Raw genomic sequence first — 21,594 nt, 5'->3', positions numbered from 1 at the left:
GCGTTGAGCTAACATGTACTAATGACTCGAGAGGCTTAACCATACAACCCAGATGGGTTTTACAAAGAAGCCTTAGACAGAATATCGACACTTGATAAAGTTTGAACTCAAACAAAGCAAATCAGCTTTCCGAATTATTATTAACGTGAGCCAGAGATGGACACGGTAATAAACAGAATTTGCTTGGTGACAATAGCCTTGTGGAACCACCTGATCCCATCCCGAACTCAGAAGTGAAACGCAAACGCGMCGATGGTAGTGTGGGGTCTCCCCATGTGAGAGTAGGTCATCGCCAAGCATCCAAATAAACACAAAAGCCCTAGCCTAAACCGCTAGGGCTTTTGTGTTTATACGCTCCGCGAAAACTTATCTCGATGTCAACCCGCCGCTAAGCGGGGTCCCCAGCTGCGCAATACATTGCTCCGCGCGACACATCATCAAAATGCTGCGCATTTTAGGCAATGATGACTCGCCCCCATGTATCCCCTTCGGGGATAAAAGAAAGTAGTTCATCGCCAAGCGCCTAATTATCTCATTGAGATGTAACCAAGCCAGCTGAATAAGCTGGCTTTTTTGCATTCGCAATTTGTTAATTGGAGTGATTTTCCTGCTTTTTTCTCTGTTCTTCATTCAGTCATCTTCTCTAGCATGAGCTGCAATCCTCGCTTTTAGCAGTTACAATACGTTTTTGTCGTCATTGAACAAACACATGTCTCTATTTCATAGCCTTCAATCATTTAATTCCTTTGGTTTGGCCCAGTCTTGCGCGGATCTTGTTGAGGCGCACTCAAAAGAAGCTGTTAAGGCGATCTGTCTGCCGCTATGGCAGCAACAATTGCCTATGTTGGTGCTTGGTGGTGGTAGCAATCTGGTCTTTACGGAGGACTTTAACGGCACAGTTGTCAGGATTTTATCGAAAGGGATAAAAGTATCTGAAGACACAGAAGCGTTTTATCTCTATGTTGAGGCGGGTGAGAATTGGCACGAGTTAATTCAGTTTACGCTCGAGCATGGCATGTTTGGGCTGGAGAATATGGCATTAATTCCTGGGACGGTTGGTGCAGCACCTATTCAGAATATTGGCGCTTATGGTGTTGAACTATGTGATGTGTGTGATTGGGTTGAGTATCTTGATTTACCCTCAGGTGAGTTTGTGCGCATCAGCACAGCTGAGTGTCAATTTGCTTACCGTGAGTCTATTTTCAAAGACAAATTGCGCAATCTCGCTGTAGTCACAGCTGTTGGGCTGCGCTTAGCTAAACGTTGGCAACCGCGTTTAGTCTATGGTCCATTGCAATCGTTTGATCCTGCAACCGTTACAGCGCATGAGATTTTTGCGCGCGTATGCCAAGTACGAAGTGAAAAGCTTCCTGATCCCGCAGTGCTCGGCAATGCAGGCAGTTTCTTTAAAAACCCCATTGTAAGCGCAGCCTGTTATCTCGATTTAGCACAGCGTTTTCCGACGATAGTGGGCTACGCACAAGCGGATGCAACAGTGAAATTGGCTGCAGGCTGGTTGATTGAACAAGCGGGACTGAAAGGTTTTGTGCTCGGCAATGTGGCAGTGCATGACAAGCAAGCCTTAGTGTTAGTGAATCGAGGCGGAGCAACGGGGCATGATATTTGCCGCCTAGCACTGCATGTTATTGCGCAAGTACAGGATAAATTTGGTGTCGAGCTAGAAGCCGAGCCTAGAATCATCGGGGCTAATGGCGAAGGAGATTTGCATGTCTGATCATTGGGGAAGAAAACGCCAGATATTAGCTTTATTATCTAGCGGGCAATTTGTTTCTGGCGAGCAGTTAGCCACTGAACTTGGGATTTCGCGTGCCGCAGTGAATAAGCACATCGATGCACTAGAAACCTATGGTGTGGCAATTTATAGCGTCAAAGGTCGCGGCTATAAGTTAGCGAATCCTATTTCTTTGATTGATGCTTCACGTTTAGTGCAATCAATTGATAATCGTTGCTTTTACTTTGATGAGATAGCAAGCACCAACGGCTTTATGCTGGACCATACTACTGAATTGAAGAATGGTGATGTGTGTGTGGCAGAGTATCAATCCGCAGGTCGTGGTCGTCGAGGCAGGACTTGGGTGTCGCCCTATGGGCATCACTTATATTTCTCGCTGTTTTGGACTTTCCCGCAGGGAATGGCGCAGGCAATGGGATTAAGTTTAGTGGTGGCCTGTACATTGGTTGAAGTGCTTAAATCTTTTGGCGTCGAGAATATTGGTGTTAAGTGGCCCAATGACATCTATTTGGATAACAAGAAGCTTGCCGGGATCTTGATTGAAATGTCGGGGCAGGCTGATAGCCTGTGCCAGCTTATCATAGGTGTTGGTGTCAATATGGCTATGTCAGAGGAACAAGGTAAAGGTATCGATCAGCCTTGGAGTGATTTGTCAGAGTTGGTCGACATGCCTGACAAGACGGCGCTTGTTATTGCATTACAGAAGCAGCTTAAGCGTGATATTCAGTTATTTGAGCGTGAAGGATTAGCTGCATTCAAGACTCGTTGGCAAGCCGCAGACTTATTTTATGGCCGTGAAATACGTTTGCTTATGGGGGAAAAGTCTGTCGAAGGAATTTGTCGAGGCGTTGATGAGCAAGGTGCGGTATTGCTCGAAACCGCCGACGGTGTTCAAGCATTTATCGGCGGTGAAATTAGCTTAAGGGCACGCTAAGTACCCAAGAGTCAATTTTACATAAAGCTATTTGCGCATCAGCACGTGGGACATCAAATGATCCTGACCTTTCTGCAGGATCAAATGGGCTCTTTCACGGGTCGGTTGAATGTTAAGTTGTAGGTTTGGACCATTGATTGTGTCCCAAATATTGGCGGCAATCGTATTGGCCTCATCATCGGTTAGCGTCGAATAGTGATGAAAATAAGATTTTTTGTCACTGAATGCACCAGAGCGGAACTGCAAGAATCGTTCTTTATACCATTGTTTTAGCAAAGGTTCTTCTGCATCGACATAAATAGAAAAGTCAACAAAATCGGAGACGAAAGGACGACGGGTATCAACGGGGGAGTCGAGTCCAGTCTGCAATACATTCAAGCCTTCTAAAATTAAGATGTCTGGCTGAGAAACGGTTTGATGCTGATTTTTAACGCGGTCATAGGTGACGTGTGAATAGATAGGGGCTTTCACATGTGGCTGACCGGATTTCACGGCGGAGATAAACTCAACCAGCATTTTCATATCGTAACTTTCTGGAAATCCCTTACGCTGTAATAGTCCTTTACGTTTTAAGTCCGCCAGAGGATACAAAAAACCATCTGTTGTCACTAAATCAACTTTTGGGTGTTCAGGCCAGTGCCGTAGTAAAGCTTGCAAAATACGTGCTGTGGTGCTCTTTCCGACGGCGACACTACCAGCAATACTAATGATATAAGGACTTTTTGATGGTTTTTGACCGAGGAATTCATCAACCACTAAACCTCGTTGTTGCTTAGCTTTAACGATCAAATTCAGTAGCCGGCTAAGGGGAAGATAAATATCGGTCACTTCCGATAAGGAAATCTTTTCATTTATGCCTCTAAGGTTCTCCAAGTCTTGCTCACTCAGTGTCAACGGCACTGAATCTCGTAACTCAGACCATTGCAGGCGCTCGAAGGCGAGATAGAGTGCTTTTTGAATTGAATTTTTAGAAGTCATTGGCTTTCCTCAGCTTAGGAAAGGCACAGTACACTATGAGATTATTTGGAACAATACTAAATGGGTGATTGCAGTCGTGTTTCCGTTACCGTTTGATGTATTCGCTGTTTAATTGGCCGTCAAAGTTGGATAACGTGTAAAAAAACACCGTTCAAGCGCTTTTTTTACGTAAATAGGCGTTTTTTACTTGCACTTGGGAGCGCATTTACCTAATATCCCGTTCCGAAATGATAATGCCGGCATAGCTCAGTTGGTAGAGCAACTGACTTGTAATCAGTAGGTCCCGAGTTCGACTCTTGGTGCCGGCACCATTTTCTGTGGAGGGGTTCCCGAGTGGCCAAAGGGATCAGACTGTAAATCTGACGGCTCAGCCTTCGAAGGTTCGAATCCTTCTCCCTCCACCACTTTTTTCTAGGTAGTTAGGTAGCCTTAGTTAGGTTGCGCGGACATCGTATAATGGTATTACTCCAGCCTTCCAAGCTGATAACGCGGGTTCGATTCCCGCTGTCCGCTCCAAATTAGTTGCTGATATGGCTCAGTTGGTAGAGCACACCCTTGGTAAGGGTGAGGTCGGCAGTTCGAATCTGCCTATCAGCACCAGCCTCTCTAAATTTAGCTCCTACGCCTAAACATAATCGGTTCGATGTCATTTTAATGCATCGGATTTTTTCTATATGTTAGTTTTCATCACCAAGAATCTTGGACTGAGGCATTACCATGGCTAAAGCTAAATTTGAACGTATTAAGCCCCATGTAAACGTGGGCACCATTGGTCACGTTGACCATGGTAAAACCACACTGACTGCAGCTATCTCTCACGTACTGGCTAAGACCTACGGTGGCGAAGCTAAAGACTTCTCTCAAATCGATAACGCTCCAGAAGAGCGTGAGCGCGGTATTACGATCAATACCTCTCACATCGAATATGACACGCCTTCACGTCATTACGCACACGTAGACTGCCCAGGCCACGCTGACTATGTTAAAAACATGATCACTGGTGCTGCACAGATGGACGGCGCGATTCTTGTAGTTGCCTCTACAGACGGTCCAATGCCACAGACTCGTGAGCACATCCTGCTTTCTCGTCAGGTTGGCGTACCTTTCATCATCGTGTTCATGAACAAATGTGACATGGTAGATGACGAAGAGTTACTGGAATTGGTTGAAATGGAAGTGCGTGAACTTCTGTCAGAATACGATTTCCCAGGTGATGATTTACCAGTAATCCAAGGTTCAGCYCTGAAGGCCCTAGAAGGTCAACCAGAGTGGGAAGCTAAGATCCTTGAATTAGCCGCAGCACTGGATTCTTACATTCCAGAACCACAACGTGAYATCGATAAGCCGTTCCTACTGCCAATCGAAGACGTATTCTCAATTTCAGGCCGTGGTACAGTAGTTACTGGTCGTGTTGAGCGTGGTATTGTTAAAGTGGGTGACGAAGTTGAAATCGTTGGTGTTCGCACAACGACTAAAACAACGTGTACTGGTGTAGAAATGTAAAGAAGAAGGCGGACGTCACACTCCATTCTTCAAAGGCTACCGTCCACAGTTCTACTTCCGTACAACTGACGTAACCGGTACTATCGAACTGCCAGAAGGCGTAGAGATGGTAATGCCTGGCGACAACATCAAAATGGTAGTGACTCTGATTTGCCCAATCGCGATGGACGAAGGTTTACGCTTCGCAATCCGTGAAGGTGGTCGTACAGTTGGTGCTGGTGTAGTAGCTAAAATCATCGCTTAATTGTGATAGAAATTAGTTTGAAAAGGAAGCTTCGGCTTCCTTTTTTGTTTAAGTGGATTATTTCATAGGTTTTGTGGTTTGCATGGGATTCGCATCCTTGCTTACAAAGTCGAATAAGAATACAATCTATGGCCGATTTTTGACCCTGAGCTTATGCTATTTTGCGTTTCTAAGGGTGTTCGGAAATGCAGAGTGATGTGGGATTATGCCCGTCAATTAATGTGCTCTAAGCTCAGGCCGTATTGAGTAACGGAAAAACCGATGACAACAAATACTGAAAACCAGAACAATTCTCTGGATATCGTGAAGTGGGGTTTAGTGATTGTATTGCTAGCCGCTGCTGTTATTGGCAATCAAATGTATAGCGAAGCCAGTGCCGTCATACGTGCGCTTAGTGTTATCGTTGCATTCGCTATTGCTGGTTTTATTGCGCTTCAGACTGTAAAAGGTAAAAAAGCGTTAGCTTTTGCCCGTGAAGCGCATATCGAAGTGCGCAAGGTTGTATGGCCGACGCGTCAAGAAGCGCTAAACACCACTTTTATTGTCCTTGCAGCAACAGGTATCTTAGCTCTTATCCTTTGGGGTATGGATGCTGTGTTAATGCGAATTGTCAATTTTATCACTGGCGTATAGGCACCTCGAATGACTGAAGCTAAAGAAGCTAAAAAAAGATGGTATGTAGTGCAGGCATTCTCAGGCTATGAAGGCCGAGTTTGTAAGTCACTGATTGAATATATTAAAATGCATGGCATGGAAGCATACTTCGGTGAAGTATTGGTTCCGACTGAAGAAGTCATCGAAATGCGTGCAGGTCAGCGTCGCAAGAGCGAACGTAAGTTTTTCCCTGGCTATGTGTTAGTCCAGATGGAAATGAACGATGACAGCTGGCATTTAGTCAAAAGCATCCCGCGTGTTTTAGGCTTTATTGGCGGAACGTCTGATCGTCCTGCCCCAATTTCAGATAAAGAAGCTGATGCAATTCTGCGTCGCTTACAAGAAACGACAGCGTCACCGACTCATAGAACTATATTTGAGCCTGGTGAAGTGGTACGTGTGTGTGATGGTCCATTTGCTGACTTTAACGGCACCGTTGAAGAGGTGGATTATGACAAGAGCCGCGTGAAAGTATCAGTGATGATCTTTGGTCGTTCTACGCCTGTTGAACTTGATTTTAGTCAAGTTGAAAAAGGCTGATTAAATAAACTACAAAATCCGTTTGGCAACGGGTGCGAATTTCTATATAATTCGCACCCGTTGTTTTCGGGGGAGCATGTCAGCATGTCGCTGATGCGCGTTTGAACCCAAACTGAGGAAATGTCAGATGGCAAAGAAGATTGATGCTTATATTAAGCTACAAGTAAAATCCGGTTCTGCGAACCCATCACCACCAGTTGGTCCAGCTTTGGGTCAAAAAGGTGTGAACATCATGGAATTCTGTAAAGCGTTTAACGCCCGTACAGAAAAAATGGAAAAAGGCATGCCTATTCCAGTTGTGATCACTGTTTACAGTGACCGTTCATTCACTTTTGAAACTAAGACTTCTCCAGCGTCTTACTTACTGAAGACTGCTGCAGGCCTGAAATCAGGTTCTCCACGTCCAAACACTCAGAAAGTGGGTACTATCGCTCGCGCTAAAGTTCAAGAAATTGCTGAACTGAAAGCTGCCGATATGACTGGTGCTGACATTGAAGCGATGACTCGCTCAATCGAAGGTACTGCGCGTTCAATGGGTTTGGTTGTAGAGGATTAATATAATGGCAAAGCTAACTAAACGCATGCGCGTAATTCGCGAAAAAGTTGACGGTACTAAAAGCTACGATATCAACGAAGCTGTTGCTCTGTTAAAAGAATTAGCAACTGCAAAATTCGTTGAAAGTGTAGACGTAGCAGTTAACCTGGGTATTGACCCACGTAAATCTGACCAAAACGTTCGTGGTGCAACAGTGTTGCCACATGGTACTGGTCGTGACGTTCGCGTTGCAGTATTTACACAAGGTGCAAATGCTGAAGCTGCTAAAGCTGCTGGCGCTGAGCTAGTTGGTATGGATGATCTGGCTGAGAAAATCAAAGCCGGTGAAATGAATTTTGACGTAGTTATCGCATCTCCAGATGCAATGCGCGTTGTTGGTATGTTAGGTCAAATCTTAGGCCCACGTGGTTTAATGCCTAACCCTAAAACAGGTACAGTAACGCCAAACGTTGCTGAAGCTGTTAAGAACGCCAAAGCGGGTCAAGTTCGTTACCGTAACGACAAGAACGGTATTATCCACACTACTATCGGTAAAGTGGATTTCACACCAGTTCAATTGAAAGAAAACTTGGAAGCGTTAGTGTCAGCACTGAAAAAGGCTAAGCCTGCAGTTGCTAAAGGCATTTTCGTGAAAAAGATCAGCATCTCTACCACTATGGGTGCAGGTGTTGCAGTTGATCAAGCTACGCTTGAAACAACTCTATAATTTTACAAAGCGGGTGCATTAGTCTATAATGCGCGCACTTTGTGGGTTGAAGCCTGTTTTATCTCTCGTTTAGGCGGAGTTTAACTCAGGTTTCCGTCCAAGACCGCAGGTGTTTTTTGTAAAAATAACTTAATTTCCTGCGTAGACGGTGTCAGGCCCCAGCTAAAATTTTTTACTGGATAATCTGCACCGTAAGTCACTAAATACATAAGTATTTAGTATGGTAAATACTAGGGAATACCCTAGGTAGAATCCAGGAGTAAAGCCAATGGCATTAAGACTCGAAGACAAAAAAGCGATTGTTGCTGAAGTCAACGAAGCTGCCAAAGGTGCGCTATCTGCAGTTGCCGCTGATTCTCGCGGTGTGACTGTAGGTGCTATGACCGGTCTGCGTAAAAAAGCTCGCGAAGCTGGTGTATATGTACGTGTAGTACGTAACACGCTAGCTCGTCGTGCTGTTGAAGGTACTGCTTTTGAGTGCCTAGCAGAAACGTTCACTGGCCCAACTTTGATTGCTTTTTCTTTAGAGCACCCAGGTGCTGCAGCACGTCTGTTAAAAGACTTTGCTAAAGAACAAGCTAACTTCGAAGTTAAAGGCGCAGCCTTTGAAGGGAATTTCATCCCTGCAGCTGAAATTGATCGTTTGGCGAAACTGCCAACATACGAAGAAGCACTAGCTCAGTTAATGATGACTATGAAAGAAGCATCTGCTGGCAAGTTCGTTCGTACACTGGCCGCCCTGCGCGATCAAAAACAAGAAGCCGCTTAATTTCAAGCTGGCTGCTTAATAAAATTGAATTCAGAACAATAGGAAACATTTGTTATGTCTATCACTAAAGACCAAATCTTAGAAGCCTTTGCAGCTATGTCTGTAATGGAAGTTGTTGAACTGATCGAAGCTATGGAAGAGAAGTTCGGCGTTTCTGCCGCTGCTGCTGTTGTTTCTGGCGGTGCAGAAGCAGTTGTTGTTGAAGAACAAACAGAATTCAACGTAGTTCTGACTGCTCACGGCGACAACAAAGTTGCAGTTATTAAAGCCATCCGTGGCGCAACTGGTTTAGGCCTGAAAGAAGCTAAAGCTATGTCTGAAGCTGCTCCAGTAGCAGTTAAAGAAGGCGTTTCTAAAGAAGAAGCTGAAGCTCTGAAGAAAGAACTTACTGAAGCTGGTGCTTCTGTAGAAATTAAGTAAGCTATTATTTAGCTTGCTCACCCAAGCCACTTGGGTGGAGGCTGGCGGTTTTTTAACCGTCGGCCTTTTTTGCGCTATATGCGCTGGCGATTTTTTTTCACCGTTTGTCGCCAAATTTTGCAGTCCCTAGCAGAGATTACTGGTTAGGTTCTTGCCATCAACGGTGATGGGCAAACGTGCTGAATTTTAATAACTTAAGTTATTTATTCAGTCTTGGTCACATCTCGTAAGCAGAGGAAACCCATGGTTTACTCCTATTCTGAAAAGAAGCGTATTCGCAAAGACTTTGGTAAGCGTCCAAAAGTTTTGGATATCCCTTATTTATTGTCTATCCAGCTAGACTCTTTTAAGAAGTTCACCGATCAAGATCCTACCGGTGAGCGCGGTTTAGAAGCCGCCTTCCGTAGCGTTTTTCCCATCAAGAGCTTTTCTGGTAACTCAGAACTGCAATACGTCAGCTATAAGCTTGGCGAGCCTGTTTTTGATGTGAAAGAGTGTCAGATCCGTGGTGTTACGTATTCAGCTCCACTACGCGTTAAATTACGCATGGTGTTGTATGACCGTGAAGCAGCGGCGGGCACAGTAAAAGATATTAAAGAACAAGAAGTCTACATGGGTGATATCCCATTGATGACGGATAACGGTACTTTTGTTATCAACGGTACTGAGCGTGTAATCGTATCTCAATTACACCGTTCTCCAGGCGTGTTCTTTGATCATGACCGTGGTAAAACCCACTCATCAGGTAAGGTGCTGTATAACGCACGTATTATTCCTTACCGTGGTTCATGGCTTGACTTTGAATTCGATCCTAAAGATGCACTATTTGTGCGTATTGACCGTCGCCGCAAACTGCCTGCGACCATCATGTTACGTGCATTAGAATATTCTACTCAAGAGATCCTCGATCTGTTCTTCGAACGCGTTGAGTTCAAGATCAAGAAAGATACTCTGGTCATGTCTTTGGTGCCTGAACGTCTGCGTGGCGAAACTGCCAGCTATGACATCAAGGATGCTGAAGGTTCTGTACTGGTTGAAGCGGGACGTCGTATTACTGCGCGTCACATTCGTCAGTTAGAAAAGACCAATACCACTGAGCTTGAAGTGCCAGTTGAATATATCGTGGGCAAATATGCTGCTCAAGATTATATCGATCCGGACACGGGTGAAGTTTTAGTCTCTGCCAACAGTGAAATTAGCTTAGAAGATCTGGCTAAACTATCATTGGCCGGTATTAAAGATATCAGCACGTTGTATATCAACGAGCTAGATCATGGTGCTTATATTTCAGATACGCTGCGTATCGATTCAACCACTAACCGCTTAGAAGCGCTGGTTGAGATCTATCGTATGATGCGTCCTGGCGAGCCACCAACCAAAGATGCTGCCGAAGCGCTATTCCAGAACTTGTTCTTCAGTGAAGAGCGTTATGACCTGTCTAAAGTAGGTCGTATGAAGTTCAACCGTCGTCTCAGCATTCCTGATGACGAAGGTAGCGGTGTATTGTCTAAAGAAGACATCGTCGCGGTAATGAAGAACATCATTCATATCCGTAACGGTTTCGACGAAGTCGATGACATCGATCACTTAGGTAACCGTCGTATTCGTAGCGTCGGTGAAATGGCTGAAAACCAATTCCGTGTTGGTTTAGTCCGTGTTGAGCGCGCCGTGCGTGAACGTCTGTCTTTAGGCGATCTGAATGAGCTGATGCCACAAGACTTGATCAACGCTAAGCCAATTTCTGCTGCAGTGAAAGAGTTCTTCGGTTCTTCTCAGCTGTCACAATTCATGGACCAAAACAACCCGCTGTCAGAAGTAACGCATAAGCGTCGTATTTCTGCTCTTGGCCCTGGTGGTTTGACTCGTGAACGTGCAGGCTTCGAAGTCCGCGACGTACATCCAACGCATTATGGTCGTTTATGTCCAATTGAGACCCCTGAAGGTCCAAACATTGGTCTAATCAACTCATTAGCAAGTTTTGCCCGTACTAACTCTTACGGCTTCCTAGAAACGCCATACCGCAAGGTTATCGACGGCGTGATTACTGACGAAGTGGAATATTTGTCAGCAATCGAAGAAGGTCGTTATGTGATTGCACAGGCGAACATCGAAGTTGACGCGAACGGTCGTATGGCAGAAGAGCAAATTGCTTGTCGTCATAAAGGTGAATCTACCTTTATGCGCGCTGCTGACATCCAGTATATGGACGTTTCGCCACAACAGATTATTTCTGTTGCTGCGTCGCTGATCCCGTTCTTAGAACACGACGATGCTAACCGTGCCTTGATGGGTGCGAACATGCAACGTCAAGCCGTACCCACACTGCGCTCTGAAAAGCCGCTAGTAGGTACTGGTATTGAACGTACTTTGGCAGTTGACTCTGGTGTTGTGGTTGTTGCTAAACGTGGTGGTTTTGTAGACTACGTTGATGCGAGCCGCATCGTTGTTAAAGTAAATGAAGATGAGTTGCGTCCAGGCGAAGCCGGTATCGACATTTATAACCTGACTAAATACACCCGTTCTAACCAAAACACTTGTATTAACCAACGCCCTTGTTGTGCTGTTGGTGAGCCAGTCGTTCGTGGTGACGTGTTAGCAGACGGTCCGTCTACTGACTTAGGTGACTTAGCCCTTGGCCAGAACATGCGTATCGCATTCATGCCTTGGAACGGTTACAACTTCGAAGACTCGATCTTAATTTCTGAGCGTGTAGCGCAAGAAGACCGTTTCACCACTATCCACATTCAGGAGCTGTCTTGTATTGCTCGTGATACCAAACTGGGTAGCGAAGAAATTACGGCTGATATTCCAAACGTAGGTGAATCTGCTCTGTCGAAACTCGACGAGTCAGGTATCGTTTACATTGGTGCAGAAGTGAAGGGTGGCGATATTCTGGTTGGTAAAGTGACGCCAAAAGGCGAAACACAGCTAACGCCAGAAGAGAAGTTACTCCGTGCTATCTTCGGTGAGAAAGCGTCTGATGTTAAAGACAGTTCACTGCGTGTTCCTAACTCTGTTAAGGGCACTATCATCGACGTTCAGGTATTTACCCGTGACGGCGTTGAAAAAGACAAGCGTGCAGTTGAAATCGAAGAGATGCACATTGCCCAAGCTCGTAAAGACTTAGGCGAAGAGTTCAAGATCCTTGAAGAAGGTGTATTGAGCCGTGCGCGTAACTTGTTAATCGGTGCTGGTTTCACTGAAGCGCAAATTGCTGCGTTGCCACGTAAAGATGTATTGGTTCAAGTCATTGATGATGAAGCAAAACAAACTGAACTTGAGCAATTAGCTGAACAGCATGAAGAGCTGAAAGCTGACTTCGATAAGAAGTTTGAAATCAAACGTCGCAAGATCACCCAAGGTGATGACTTGGCGCCAGGCGTACTCAAAATCGTTAAGGTTTACTTAGCGGTTAAGCGTACTATCCAACCTGGTGACAAGATGGCGGGTCGTCACGGTAACAAGGGTGTTATCTCTAAGATTTGCCCAATCGAAGACATGCCATATGACGAACAAGGTAACCCAGTAGACATCGTATTGAACCCGCTAGGTGTTCCATCACGTATGAACATTGGTCAGGTACTTGAAGTCCATATGGGCGCCGCTGCCAAAGGCATTGGTAACAAGATCACTGCGATGCTTGAAGAACAGCGTGAGCTGGCTGAAGTTCGTGGTTACATCAAGCAAGTTTATGAATTAGGTGACGAAGTGCAGCAGCGCGTCGATATCGATTCATTCACTGATGATGAAGTATTACGTCTTGCGACTAACCTGAAAGGCGGTATCCCGATTGCAACTCCTGCATTCGACGGTGCTAAAGAGAAAGAGATCAAGCAGATGCTTGAACTTGCAGGTTTGCCAACCTCTGGTCAGTTGAAGTTGTTTGATGGTCGTACCGGTAACGAATTTGAGCGTCAAGTAACGGTAGGTTACATGTACATGCTCAAACTGAACCACTTAGTTGATGACAAGATGCACGCCCGTTCTACCGGTTCGTACAGCTTAGTGACTCAACAACCACTGGGCGGTAAAGCTCAGTTCGGTGGTCAGCGTTTCGGTGAGATGGAAGTGTGGGCACTAGAAGCATACGGTGCCGCTTATACGCTTCAAGAAATGCTCACTGTTAAATCGGATGACGTTAACGGTCGTACTCAGATGTATAAGAACATCGTCGACGGTAACCATCAGATGCAACCTGGCATGCCAGAGTCCTTCAACGTGTTACTGAAGGAGATCCGTTCACTCGGTATTAATATCGAGTTGGATCAGGCATAAGCGCAGGCCTTTAGCCGCGTTTGGCAAACAGAATGGTGCTCCGTGCAAGCGGAGCACCCGGTTTAACTCCTTCAGGAGAGAAACGTGAAAGACTTATTAAAGTTTCTGAAACAGCAAAGCAAGACTGAAGAATTTAACGGCATCAAAATTGGTCTGGCATCGCCTGATCTGATCCGTTCTTGGTCTTTTGGTGAAGTTAAGAAGCCAGAAACCATCAACTACCGTACCTTCAAGCCTGAGCGTGAAGGTCTGTTCTGTGCGCGTATCTTTGGCCCAGTCAAAGATTACGAATGTTTGTGCGGTAAGTACAAACGTTTGAAGCACCGTGGTGTTATTTGTGAAAAGTGTGGCGTTGAAGTAACCCAAACTAAAGTACGTCGTGAGCGTATGGGTCACATCGAACTGGCTAGCCCAGTTGCGCACATTTGGTTCTTAAAATCACTGCCGTCACGTATTGGCTTAATGCTGGATATGACGCTGCGTGATATCGAACGCGTACTGTATTTTGAATCATTTGTCGTGATCGAGCCTGGCATGACCAGCCTTGAACGTGGCCAAATGCTGACAGAAGAAACTTATCTGGATGCATTAGAAGAATACGGTGATGAGTTCGAAGCTAAAATGGGTGCCGAAGCAGTGCTTGAACTGTTACGTGCTATCGATTTAGCGAAAGAAATCGAACAAATGCGTGAAGAATTGCCTTCAATCAACTCTGAGACTCGTCGCAAGAAAGTGACTAAACGTCTTAAGTTGATGGAAGCATTCTACACTTCAGGCAACAAGCCTGAGTGGATGATCTTAAAAGTACTGCCTGTGTTACCACCTGACTTACGTCCGTTGGTTCCGCTCGATGGCGGCCGCTTCGCGACTTCAGATCTTAACGACCTGTATCGCCGCGTGATCAACCGTAACAACCGTTTGAAGCGTCTGTTAGATTTAGCTGCGCCGGACATTATCGTACGCAACGAAAAGCGTATGTTACAAGAGTCTGTTGATGCGCTATTAGATAACGGTCGTCGTGGTCGTGCTATTACCGGTTCTAACAAGCGTCCTCTGAAATCTTTGGCCGATATGATCAAAGGTAAGCAAGGTCGTTTCCGTCAGAACTTATTGGGTAAGCGCGTCGACTATTCTGGTCGTTCGGTAATTACTGTAGGTCCTACTTTACGTCTGCACCAATGTGGTCTTCCTAAGAAGATGGCACTGGAGCTGTTCAAGCCATTCATCTATGGCAAGCTAGAAGGTCGTGGCTTAGCTACTACCATCAAAGCAGCTAAGAAGATGGTTGAGCGTGAAGTGGCGGAAGTATGGGACGTTCTGGATGAAGTGATCCGCGAACATCCAGTGATGCTCAACCGTGCACCAACACTGCACAGACTAGGTATCCAAGCGTTCGAACCAGTACTGATTGAAGGTAAAGCCATCCAGTTACACCCACTCGTTTGTGCGGCATACAACGCCGACTTCGACGGTGACCAAATGGCGGTACACGTACCGTTAACACTGGAAGCGCAGCTTGAAGCCCGTGCCCTGATGATGTCTACCAACAACATCCTGTCACCCGCGAACGGCGAGCCTGTTATCACCCCGTCTCAAGACGTGGTATTGGGTCTGTACTACACCAGCCGTGAGCGTATTAACGGCCGTGGTGAAGGTATGGCATTTATGTCTGTTGCTGAAGTTGAAAAAGCTTACGCAACTGGCGCTGCTGAACTGCATGCCCGCGTTAAAGTTCGTATCACTGAAACCATTATTGGTGACGATGGTGAGCGCACTGAACAACGCCGTATCGTTGATACGACTGTGGGTCGTGCTCTGCTGTCACTTATTCTGCCAGCAGGTTTGTCATTTGATCTGGTTAACCAGAACATGGGCAAAAAGCAGATCTCTAAATTGTTGAACACCTGTTATCGTCAACTGGGTCTGAAAGATACTGTTATCTTCGCTGACCAATTGATGTATACCGGTTTCCGTTTTGCAACCATCTCAGGTGCCTCTGTCGGTATCGATGACATGGTTATTCCAGACGAGAAATACACCTTAGTTGCTGATGCAGAAGCAGAAGTTCTTGAAATTCAAGAGCAGTTCCAATCTGGTCTAGTCACAGCCGGTGAGCGTTACAACAAAGTTATTGATATCTGGGCAAGTGCCAACGAAAAAGTTTCTAAAGCTATGATGGAAAACCTGTCAACTGAGACAGTGATTAACCGTGATGGCGTTGAAGAGAAACAAGCCTCGTTTAACAGCATTTATATGATGGCTGACTCAGGCGCTCGTGGTAGTGCCGCACAGATCCGTCAGTTGGCGGGTATGCGTGGTCTGATGGCTAAGCCAGACGGCTCAATCATCGAAACGCCAATTACCGCTAACTTCCGTGAAGGTCTAAACGTACTCCAGTACTTTATTTCTACTCACGGTGCGCGTAAAGGTCTAGCCGATACGGCATTGAAGACAGCGAACTCGGGTTACCTGACTCGTCGTCTTGTAGACGTTGCACAAGATTTAGTGGTTATCGAAGACGATTGTGGTACTCACGAAGGTCTAACCATGAAACCGCTGATTGAAGGTGGTGATGTGGTTGAGCCGTTACGTGAACGCGTACTGGGTCGTGTGGTTGCGATTGATGTGTTCTATCCAGGCACTGAAGACGTATTAGCACCACGTAACACGCTACTCGACGAAGCATGGTGTGACAAGTTAGAAGAGCATTCAATCGACGAAGTGATTGTACGTTCTGTTATTTCTTGTGATACCGATTTCGGTGTGTGTGCAGCTTGTTACGGTCGTGACTTGGCTCGTGGTCATATTATTAACCACGGTGAAGCCATCGGTGTTGTGGCAGCACAATCTATCGGTGAACCAGGTACACAGTTAACGATGCGTACTTTCCACATCGGTGGTGCGGCATCTAGAGCGTCTGCAGAAAACAATGTCCAAGTGAAAAACTCGGGTTCATTGAAACTGCATAATGCTAAGCATGTTACTAACAGTGACGGCAAACTGGTTATCGTTTCTCGTTCTTCTGAACTGGCTGTTATTGACGAGCTGGGTCGTGAGAAAGAGCGTTATAAAGTGCCATACGGTACTGTGCTCGAGAAACTAGAAGAAGCGGCTGTTGAAGCGGGCGATGTTATCGCTAACTGGGATCCACATACTCACCCAATCATTTCTGAAGTGGCGGGTAGTATCAAGTTCGTAGACATGATTGACGGTGTCACTATGACACGTCAAACAGACGAACTAACGGGTCTGTCATCAATCGTGATCCTTGACGTTGGTCAGCGTGGTACTGCGGGTAAAGAAATGCGCCCAATGATCCGTCTGCTTGGCGCTAATGGTGCTGACTTGATGATCCCAGGTACTGAAGTACCAGCACAATACTTCTTACCAGGTAGTGCGATCGTTAACTTAGAAGATAACGCGCAAATCAACGTGGGTGACGCATTAGCTCGTATTCCTCAGGAATCGTCTAAAACTCGCGACATCACCGGTGGTCTGCCACGCGTAGCTGACTTGTTCGAAGCGCGTAAGCCAAAAGAGCCTGCTATTCTGGCAGAAATCTCTGGTACCATCTCGTTTGGTAAAGAGACCAAAGGTAAGCGTCGCTTGGTGATTACACCTGCTGATGGCGGCGATCATTATGAAGAGATGATCCCTAAGTGGCGTAACTTAAACGTGTTCGAAGGTGAAAAAGTCGAACGTGGTGAAGTTATCGCTGACGGTCCAGAAGCTGCGCATGACATTCTGCGTCTTCGTGGTATCCACAACGTAGCTAACTACATTGTGAACGAAGTACAGGACGTTTACCGTCTGCAAGGCGTGAAGATCAACGATAAGCATATCGAAGTGATCATCCGTCAGATGCTGCGTAAGTGTCTTATCACTTCTGCCGGTGACACTGACTTCCTCGAAGGGGAACAAGCTGAAGTGTCACGCGTGAAGATCGCTAACCGCGAACTGATCGCCCAAGGTAAAGTGCCTGCGACCTTCGAACGTGAACTACTGGGTATTACTAAAGCATCTCTGGCAACAGAATCCTTTATCTCAGCAGCATCGTTCCAAGAAACCACGCGCGTACTGACCGAAGCCGCCGTAGGTGGTAAGAGCGATCAATTACGTGGTCTGAAAGAAAACGTTATCGTTGGCCGACTGATCCCAGCCGGTACTGGTTACGCTTATCACAAGACTCGTAATGAAGCGCGTGCGAAGAAAAACGAACCTGTAGTAGTGAACAAGATCACTGCAAGTGAAGCCGAACAGAACTTGGCCGATCTCTTAAACTTGGCTGGTAGCCAAGATTAAGTAATAAGTTTGTTATAAAAAGGCGCCTATGGCGCCTTTTTTCTTGTAATATGCCGCAAAAGTTGGCTATTTCTTGACAGTCAGGCATTACCTTTCTAAAATTCCGCGTCCCACCATTGTGGGATATAGATTTTTCACACCTTATCGTTGAGTTTGATTCAACTGACTCGGAGCTATACATGGCAACTGTAAACCAGTTGGTACGTAAGCCACGCGCGCCAAAAGTCGACAAGACTAACGTGCCTGCGTTGAATGCGTGCCCGCAAAAACGTGGTGTTTGTACACGTGTGTACACTACTACCCCTAAAAAACCTAACTCTGCACTACGTAAAGTAGCTCGTGTGCGTCTAACTAACGGTTTCGAAGTTACTTCGTACATCGGCGGTGAAGGCCACAACCTGCAGGAACATAGCGTGATCTTAATCCGTGGTGGTCGTGTTAAAGACTTACCAGGTGTGCGTTATCACACTATTCGTGGCGCATTAGACTGTGCAGGCGTGACTTCACGTCGCCAAAGCCGTTCTAAATACGGTGCTAAGCGTCCTAAGTCTTAACTTATCCGTTAAGTAAGGCCAAGCTAGTTTTATTTTGAGAATTCCAGTTTTGGAAATCCCTGAAGCATACGGAGAATTGTTATGCCAAGACGTCGCGTTGTAGGACAACGTAAAATCCTACCAGATCCAAAGTTTCACAGTGAGTTGCTGGCTAAGTTCATCAACGTCATTATGCAAGACGGCAAAAAGTCGACTGCAGAAAAAATTATTTACAAGGCACTAGATGTTGTCGCTGAAAAGAAAAGCGAAAACCATTTAGTTATCCTTGAAGCAGCCCTGGACAACGTTCGCCCATCAGTCGAAGTTAAATCTCGTCGCGTTGGTGGTTCTACGTACCAGGTACCATGTGAAGTTCGTCCTGTGCGTCGTAACGCACTGGCGATGCGCTGGTTAGTTGAAGCTGCTCGTAAGCGTGGTGAAAAATCTATGGCTTTACGTCTAGCAGGTGAAATGCTGGATGCGTCTGAAAACAAAGGTACTGCTGTTAAGAAGCGTGAAGACGTGCATCGCATGGCTGAAGCTAACAAAGCCTTTGCTCATTACCGTTGGTAATATGATGGTGTGGGCTTAGGCCCACACCATAGTTGTTGATATTGCCAAGACTTAGGTCTTGGTGGAGAGGGTATAATCGTGGCTCGTACAACCCCAATTGAGCGTTATCGTAATATCGGTATTTGTGCTCATGTTGACGCAGGTAAAACCACCACAACAGAACGTGTTCTGTTCTATACCGGTTTGTCTCATAAAATCGGTGAGGTGCATGACGGCGCCGCTACCACAGACTGGATGGTTCAAGAGCAAGAGCGTGGTATCACTATCACCTCGGCTGCGGTAACCACATTCTGGCGTGGTATGGATGCTCAATTCACTGAACACCGCATCAATATCATCGATACCCCTGGTCACGTTGACTTTACTATTGAAGTTGAACGGTCTCTGCGCGTACTCGACGGCGCTGTTGTCGTTTTCTGTGGTTCATCTGGTGTTGAACCTCAGTCAGAAACAGTGTGGCGTCAAGCTGATAAATACCGCGTTCCACGTTTGGTATTTATCAACAAGATGGACCGTGCAGGTGCAGACTTTGAACGTGTAGTGAAGCAAATTAGAACTCGTCTTGGAGCCACTTGTGTGCCTATTCAATTGAATATCGGTGCAGAAGAAAACTTCAAAGGCGTGATCGACTTAATCAAGATGAAAGCAATTAACTGGAATGAATCAGACCAGGGTATGACTTTCACTTATGAGGAGATCCCTGCAGAGTTAGCAGCTAAAGCGGCTGAAATGCATGAGTATCTGGTTGAAGTAGCAGCCGAATCTTCGGATGAACTGATGGATAAGTACCTTGAAGAAGGCACGCTATCAGAAGACGAAATTAAAAAGGCGCTACGTCAGCGTACTATAAATAATGAAATCGTTTTAGCGACTTGTGGTTCTGCATTTAAGAACAAAGGCGTTCAAGCGGTACTTGATGCGGTTATTGAATTCTTGCCAGCGCCAATTGATGTGCCTCCAATTAAGGGCATCGATGAGAACGACCAAGAAGTAGAACGCCCATCAGATGACAATGCGCCTTTTGCTGCATTGGCATTTAAGATTGCTACAGATCCATTCGTAGGAACTTTGACCTTTATTCGCGTGTACTCAGGCGTACTCGAATCAGGTTCGGGCGTTTACAACTCTGTCAAACAGAAGCGTGAACGCGTAGGTCGCATGGTGCAAATGCACGCAAACGATCGCACTGAACTGAAAGAAGTCCGTGCTGGTGATATCGCAGCGGCGATTGGTCTAAAAGAAGTGACTACGGGTGATACGCTTTGTGATAACGATCATAGAGTGATCTTGGAACGTATGGAGTTCCCAGAGCCAGTAATTACCATTGCCGTTGAGCCTAAGTCAAAAGCCGATCAGGACAAAATGGGTATCGCGTTGCAAAAACTTGCAGCGGAAGATCCATCATTCCGAGTTGAAACTGACGAAGAATCATCACAAACTCTGATTTCGGGTATGGGTGAGTTACACTTAGACATCATCGTAGACCGTATGCGTCGCGAATTTGGTGTTGAATGTAACGTAGGTAAGCCACAAGTGGCCTACCGCGAAACTATCCGAGCTTCAGTAGAAGCTGAAGGTAAATTTGTACGCCAATCAGGTGGTCGTGGACAATTCGGTCACGTTTGGTTAAAACTAGAGCCTAATGAAGAAGGCGCTGGTTACGAATTTGTCAATGCTGTTGTGGGAGGTGTGATTCCTCGTGAATTCATTCCTGCGGTTGATAAAGGTATCCAAGAACAGATGAAGAATGGCGTTCTCGCTGGCTTCCCTGTGTTGGACGTGAAGGTCACTCTGTTCGATGGTTCATATCATGATGTGGACTCGAACGAGATGGCGTTCAAAATTGCAGGTTCTATGGGCTTCAAAAAGGGTGCGCTTGAAGCGAATCCGGCGTTGCTCGAACCTTGCATGAAAGTAGAAGTAACTACCCCTGAAAATTATATGGGTGACGTCGTTGGTGATTTAAACCGTCGTCGTGGCTTAATTGAAGGGATGGATGATGGCTTCGGTGGCATCAAAATAGTCCATGCTGTAGTGCCTCTTTCTGAAATGTTTGGTTATGCAACTGATTTGCGCTCTGCTACACAGGGTCGCGCTTCATACTCTATGGAGTTCTTGAAGTACTCTGATGCACCGCAAAACATTGCAAAAGCGATTATTGAATCTCGTAGCTAATATCCAGTTACGACATAAATGTTATTATGGTCCAGCACTGACTGGACTATTCTGAAAAGAAAGGAATATATCGTGGCAAAAGCTAAATTTGAACGTATTAAGCCTCACGTAAACGTGGGCACCATTGGTCACGTTGACCATGGTAAAACCACACTGACTGCAGCTATCTCTCACGTACTGGCTAAGACCTACGGTGGCGAAGCTAAAGACTTCTCTCAAATCGATAACGCTCCAGAAGAGCGTGAGCGCGGTATTACGATCAATACCTCTCACATCGAATATGACACGCCTTCACGTCACTACGCACACGTAGACTGCCCAGGCCACGCTGACTATGTTAAAAACATGATCACTGGTGCTGCACAGATGGACGGCGCGATTCTAGTAGTTGCCTCTACAGACGGTCCAATGCCACAGACTCGTGAGCACATCCTGCTTTCTCGTCAGGTTGGCGTACCTTTCATCATCGTGTTCATGAACAAATGTGACATGGTAGATGACGAAGAGTTACTGGAATTGGTTGAAATGGAAGTGCGTGAACTTCTGTCAGAATACGATTTCCCAGGTGATGATTTACCAGTAATCCAAGGTTCAGCCCTGAAGGCCCTAGAAGGTCAACCAGAGTGGGAAGCTAAGATCCTTGAATTAGCCGCAGCACTGGATTCTTACATTCCAGAAC

The 21,594-nt window shown here is 45.9% G+C and carries 15 protein-coding genes, 4 tRNA genes, 1 rRNA gene and 1 pseudogene; 20 read left to right on the top strand and 1 reads right to left on the bottom strand.

All coding sequences use genetic code 11. From position 1 onward, the window contains the following. The first annotated feature begins 182 nt into the window (after positions 1-182). The 3 genes from rrf (at position 183) to birA (ending at position 2,687) form a co-directional block, all read left to right on the top strand. Positions 183-298: ribosomal RNA gene (gene rrf / locus L5M18_RS21385) — 5S ribosomal RNA — on the top strand. A 411-nt stretch (positions 299-709) separates the two neighbouring features. Beyond that, positions 710-1,735, top strand: coding sequence for a UDP-N-acetylmuramate dehydrogenase (gene murB / locus L5M18_RS21380; RefSeq protein WP_263198549.1), 1,026 nt, complete (start codon positions 710-712; stop codon positions 1,733-1,735). After that, positions 1,728-2,687: a bifunctional biotin--[acetyl-CoA-carboxylase] ligase/biotin operon repressor BirA gene (gene birA / locus L5M18_RS21375; RefSeq protein WP_168827728.1), complete on the top strand. Its 960-nt coding sequence runs from the start codon at positions 1,728-1,730 to the stop codon at positions 2,685-2,687. Before murB ends, birA begins: the two co-directional genes overlap by 8 nt. 27 nt (positions 2,688-2,714) lie before the next feature. Here birA and coaA read toward each other — a convergent pair whose 3' ends face one another. Continuing rightward, on the bottom strand, positions 2,715-3,665 hold the full coding sequence (coaA, locus tag L5M18_RS21370; protein WP_105251027.1) for a type I pantothenate kinase: 951 nt from the start codon (positions 3,663-3,665) through the stop codon (positions 2,715-2,717). Positions 3,666-3,900: 235 nt separating this feature from the next. Here coaA and L5M18_RS21365 point away from each other — a divergent pair. From L5M18_RS21365 to L5M18_RS21285, 17 genes and pseudogenes are all read left to right on the top strand, one after another. Next, positions 3,901-3,976: transfer RNA gene (locus tag L5M18_RS21365), tRNA-Thr, on the top strand. Between the two features lie 8 nt (positions 3,977-3,984). Further along, positions 3,985-4,069 (top strand) — tRNA-Tyr (locus L5M18_RS21360). A gap of 38 nt (positions 4,070-4,107) precedes the next feature. Continuing rightward, positions 4,108-4,181: transfer RNA gene (locus tag L5M18_RS21355), tRNA-Gly, on the top strand. An 8-nt stretch (positions 4,182-4,189) separates the two neighbouring features. Next, positions 4,190-4,265, top strand: a tRNA-Thr gene (locus L5M18_RS21350). Positions 4,266-4,382: 117 nt separating this feature from the next. Beyond that, a pseudogene (locus tag L5M18_RS21345) lies at positions 4,383-5,412 on the top strand (elongation factor Tu). Between the two features lie 261 nt (positions 5,413-5,673). Further along, on the top strand, positions 5,674-6,045 hold the full coding sequence (gene secE / locus L5M18_RS21340) for a preprotein translocase subunit SecE (RefSeq protein WP_006083613.1): 372 nt from the start codon (positions 5,674-5,676) through the stop codon (positions 6,043-6,045). 9 nt (positions 6,046-6,054) lie between these two features. Beyond that, on the top strand, positions 6,055-6,606 hold the full coding sequence (nusG, locus tag L5M18_RS21335) for a transcription termination/antitermination protein NusG (protein WP_105251029.1): 552 nt from the start codon (positions 6,055-6,057) through the stop codon (positions 6,604-6,606). A 127-nt stretch (positions 6,607-6,733) separates the two neighbouring features. Further along, a complete protein-coding gene (gene rplK / locus L5M18_RS21330; protein ID WP_006083611.1) occupies positions 6,734-7,162 on the top strand; it encodes a 50S ribosomal protein L11 in 429 nt (142 codons plus the stop codon). A gap of 4 nt (positions 7,163-7,166) precedes the next feature. Next, positions 7,167-7,868 (top strand): 50S ribosomal protein L1, encoded by a 702-nt coding sequence (gene rplA, locus L5M18_RS21325; RefSeq protein WP_105251030.1) that lies wholly within the window; start codon positions 7,167-7,169, stop codon positions 7,866-7,868. A gap of 268 nt (positions 7,869-8,136) precedes the next feature. Next, positions 8,137-8,637 carry a 50S ribosomal protein L10 gene (rplJ, locus tag L5M18_RS21320; RefSeq protein WP_006083609.1) on the top strand — a complete coding sequence of 167 codons (501 nt, stop codon included), beginning with the start codon at positions 8,137-8,139 and terminating at the stop codon, positions 8,635-8,637. Positions 8,638-8,691: 54 nt separating this feature from the next. Further along, complete coding sequence (gene rplL, locus L5M18_RS21315) at positions 8,692-9,057, top strand: 50S ribosomal protein L7/L12 (RefSeq protein WP_105251031.1); 366 nt, start codon at positions 8,692-8,694, stop codon at positions 9,055-9,057. Positions 9,058-9,300: 243 nt separating this feature from the next. Beyond that, complete coding sequence (rpoB, locus tag L5M18_RS21310) at positions 9,301-13,332, top strand: DNA-directed RNA polymerase subunit beta (protein ID WP_113941599.1); 4,032 nt, start codon at positions 9,301-9,303, stop codon at positions 13,330-13,332. An 84-nt stretch (positions 13,333-13,416) separates the two neighbouring features. Continuing rightward, complete coding sequence (rpoC, locus tag L5M18_RS21305) at positions 13,417-17,634, top strand: DNA-directed RNA polymerase subunit beta' (protein WP_105251033.1); 4,218 nt, start codon at positions 13,417-13,419, stop codon at positions 17,632-17,634. A 179-nt stretch (positions 17,635-17,813) separates the two neighbouring features. Beyond that, positions 17,814-18,188 (top strand): 30S ribosomal protein S12, encoded by a 375-nt coding sequence (gene rpsL / locus L5M18_RS21300; protein ID WP_006083605.1) that lies wholly within the window; start codon positions 17,814-17,816, stop codon positions 18,186-18,188. Positions 18,189-18,269: 81 nt separating this feature from the next. Further along, positions 18,270-18,740, top strand: coding sequence for a 30S ribosomal protein S7 (gene rpsG / locus L5M18_RS21295; RefSeq protein WP_011787570.1), 471 nt, complete (start codon positions 18,270-18,272; stop codon positions 18,738-18,740). A gap of 78 nt (positions 18,741-18,818) precedes the next feature. Next, positions 18,819-20,915 carry an elongation factor G gene (gene fusA / locus L5M18_RS21290; protein ID WP_006083603.1) on the top strand — a complete coding sequence of 699 codons (2,097 nt, stop codon included), beginning with the start codon at positions 18,819-18,821 and terminating at the stop codon, positions 20,913-20,915. A 72-nt stretch (positions 20,916-20,987) separates the two neighbouring features. Continuing rightward, on the top strand, positions 20,988-21,594 hold a 607-nt coding region (locus L5M18_RS21285; RefSeq protein WP_263198547.1), incomplete at its 3' end, for a GTP-binding protein.

The sequence above is a fragment of the Shewanella sp. SM20 genome, from assembly GCF_025654545.1.
GTDB classification, from domain to species: Bacteria; Pseudomonadota; Gammaproteobacteria; order Enterobacterales; family Shewanellaceae; genus Shewanella; species Shewanella oncorhynchi.
This window is presented reverse-complemented; position numbering and strand designations above follow the sequence as displayed.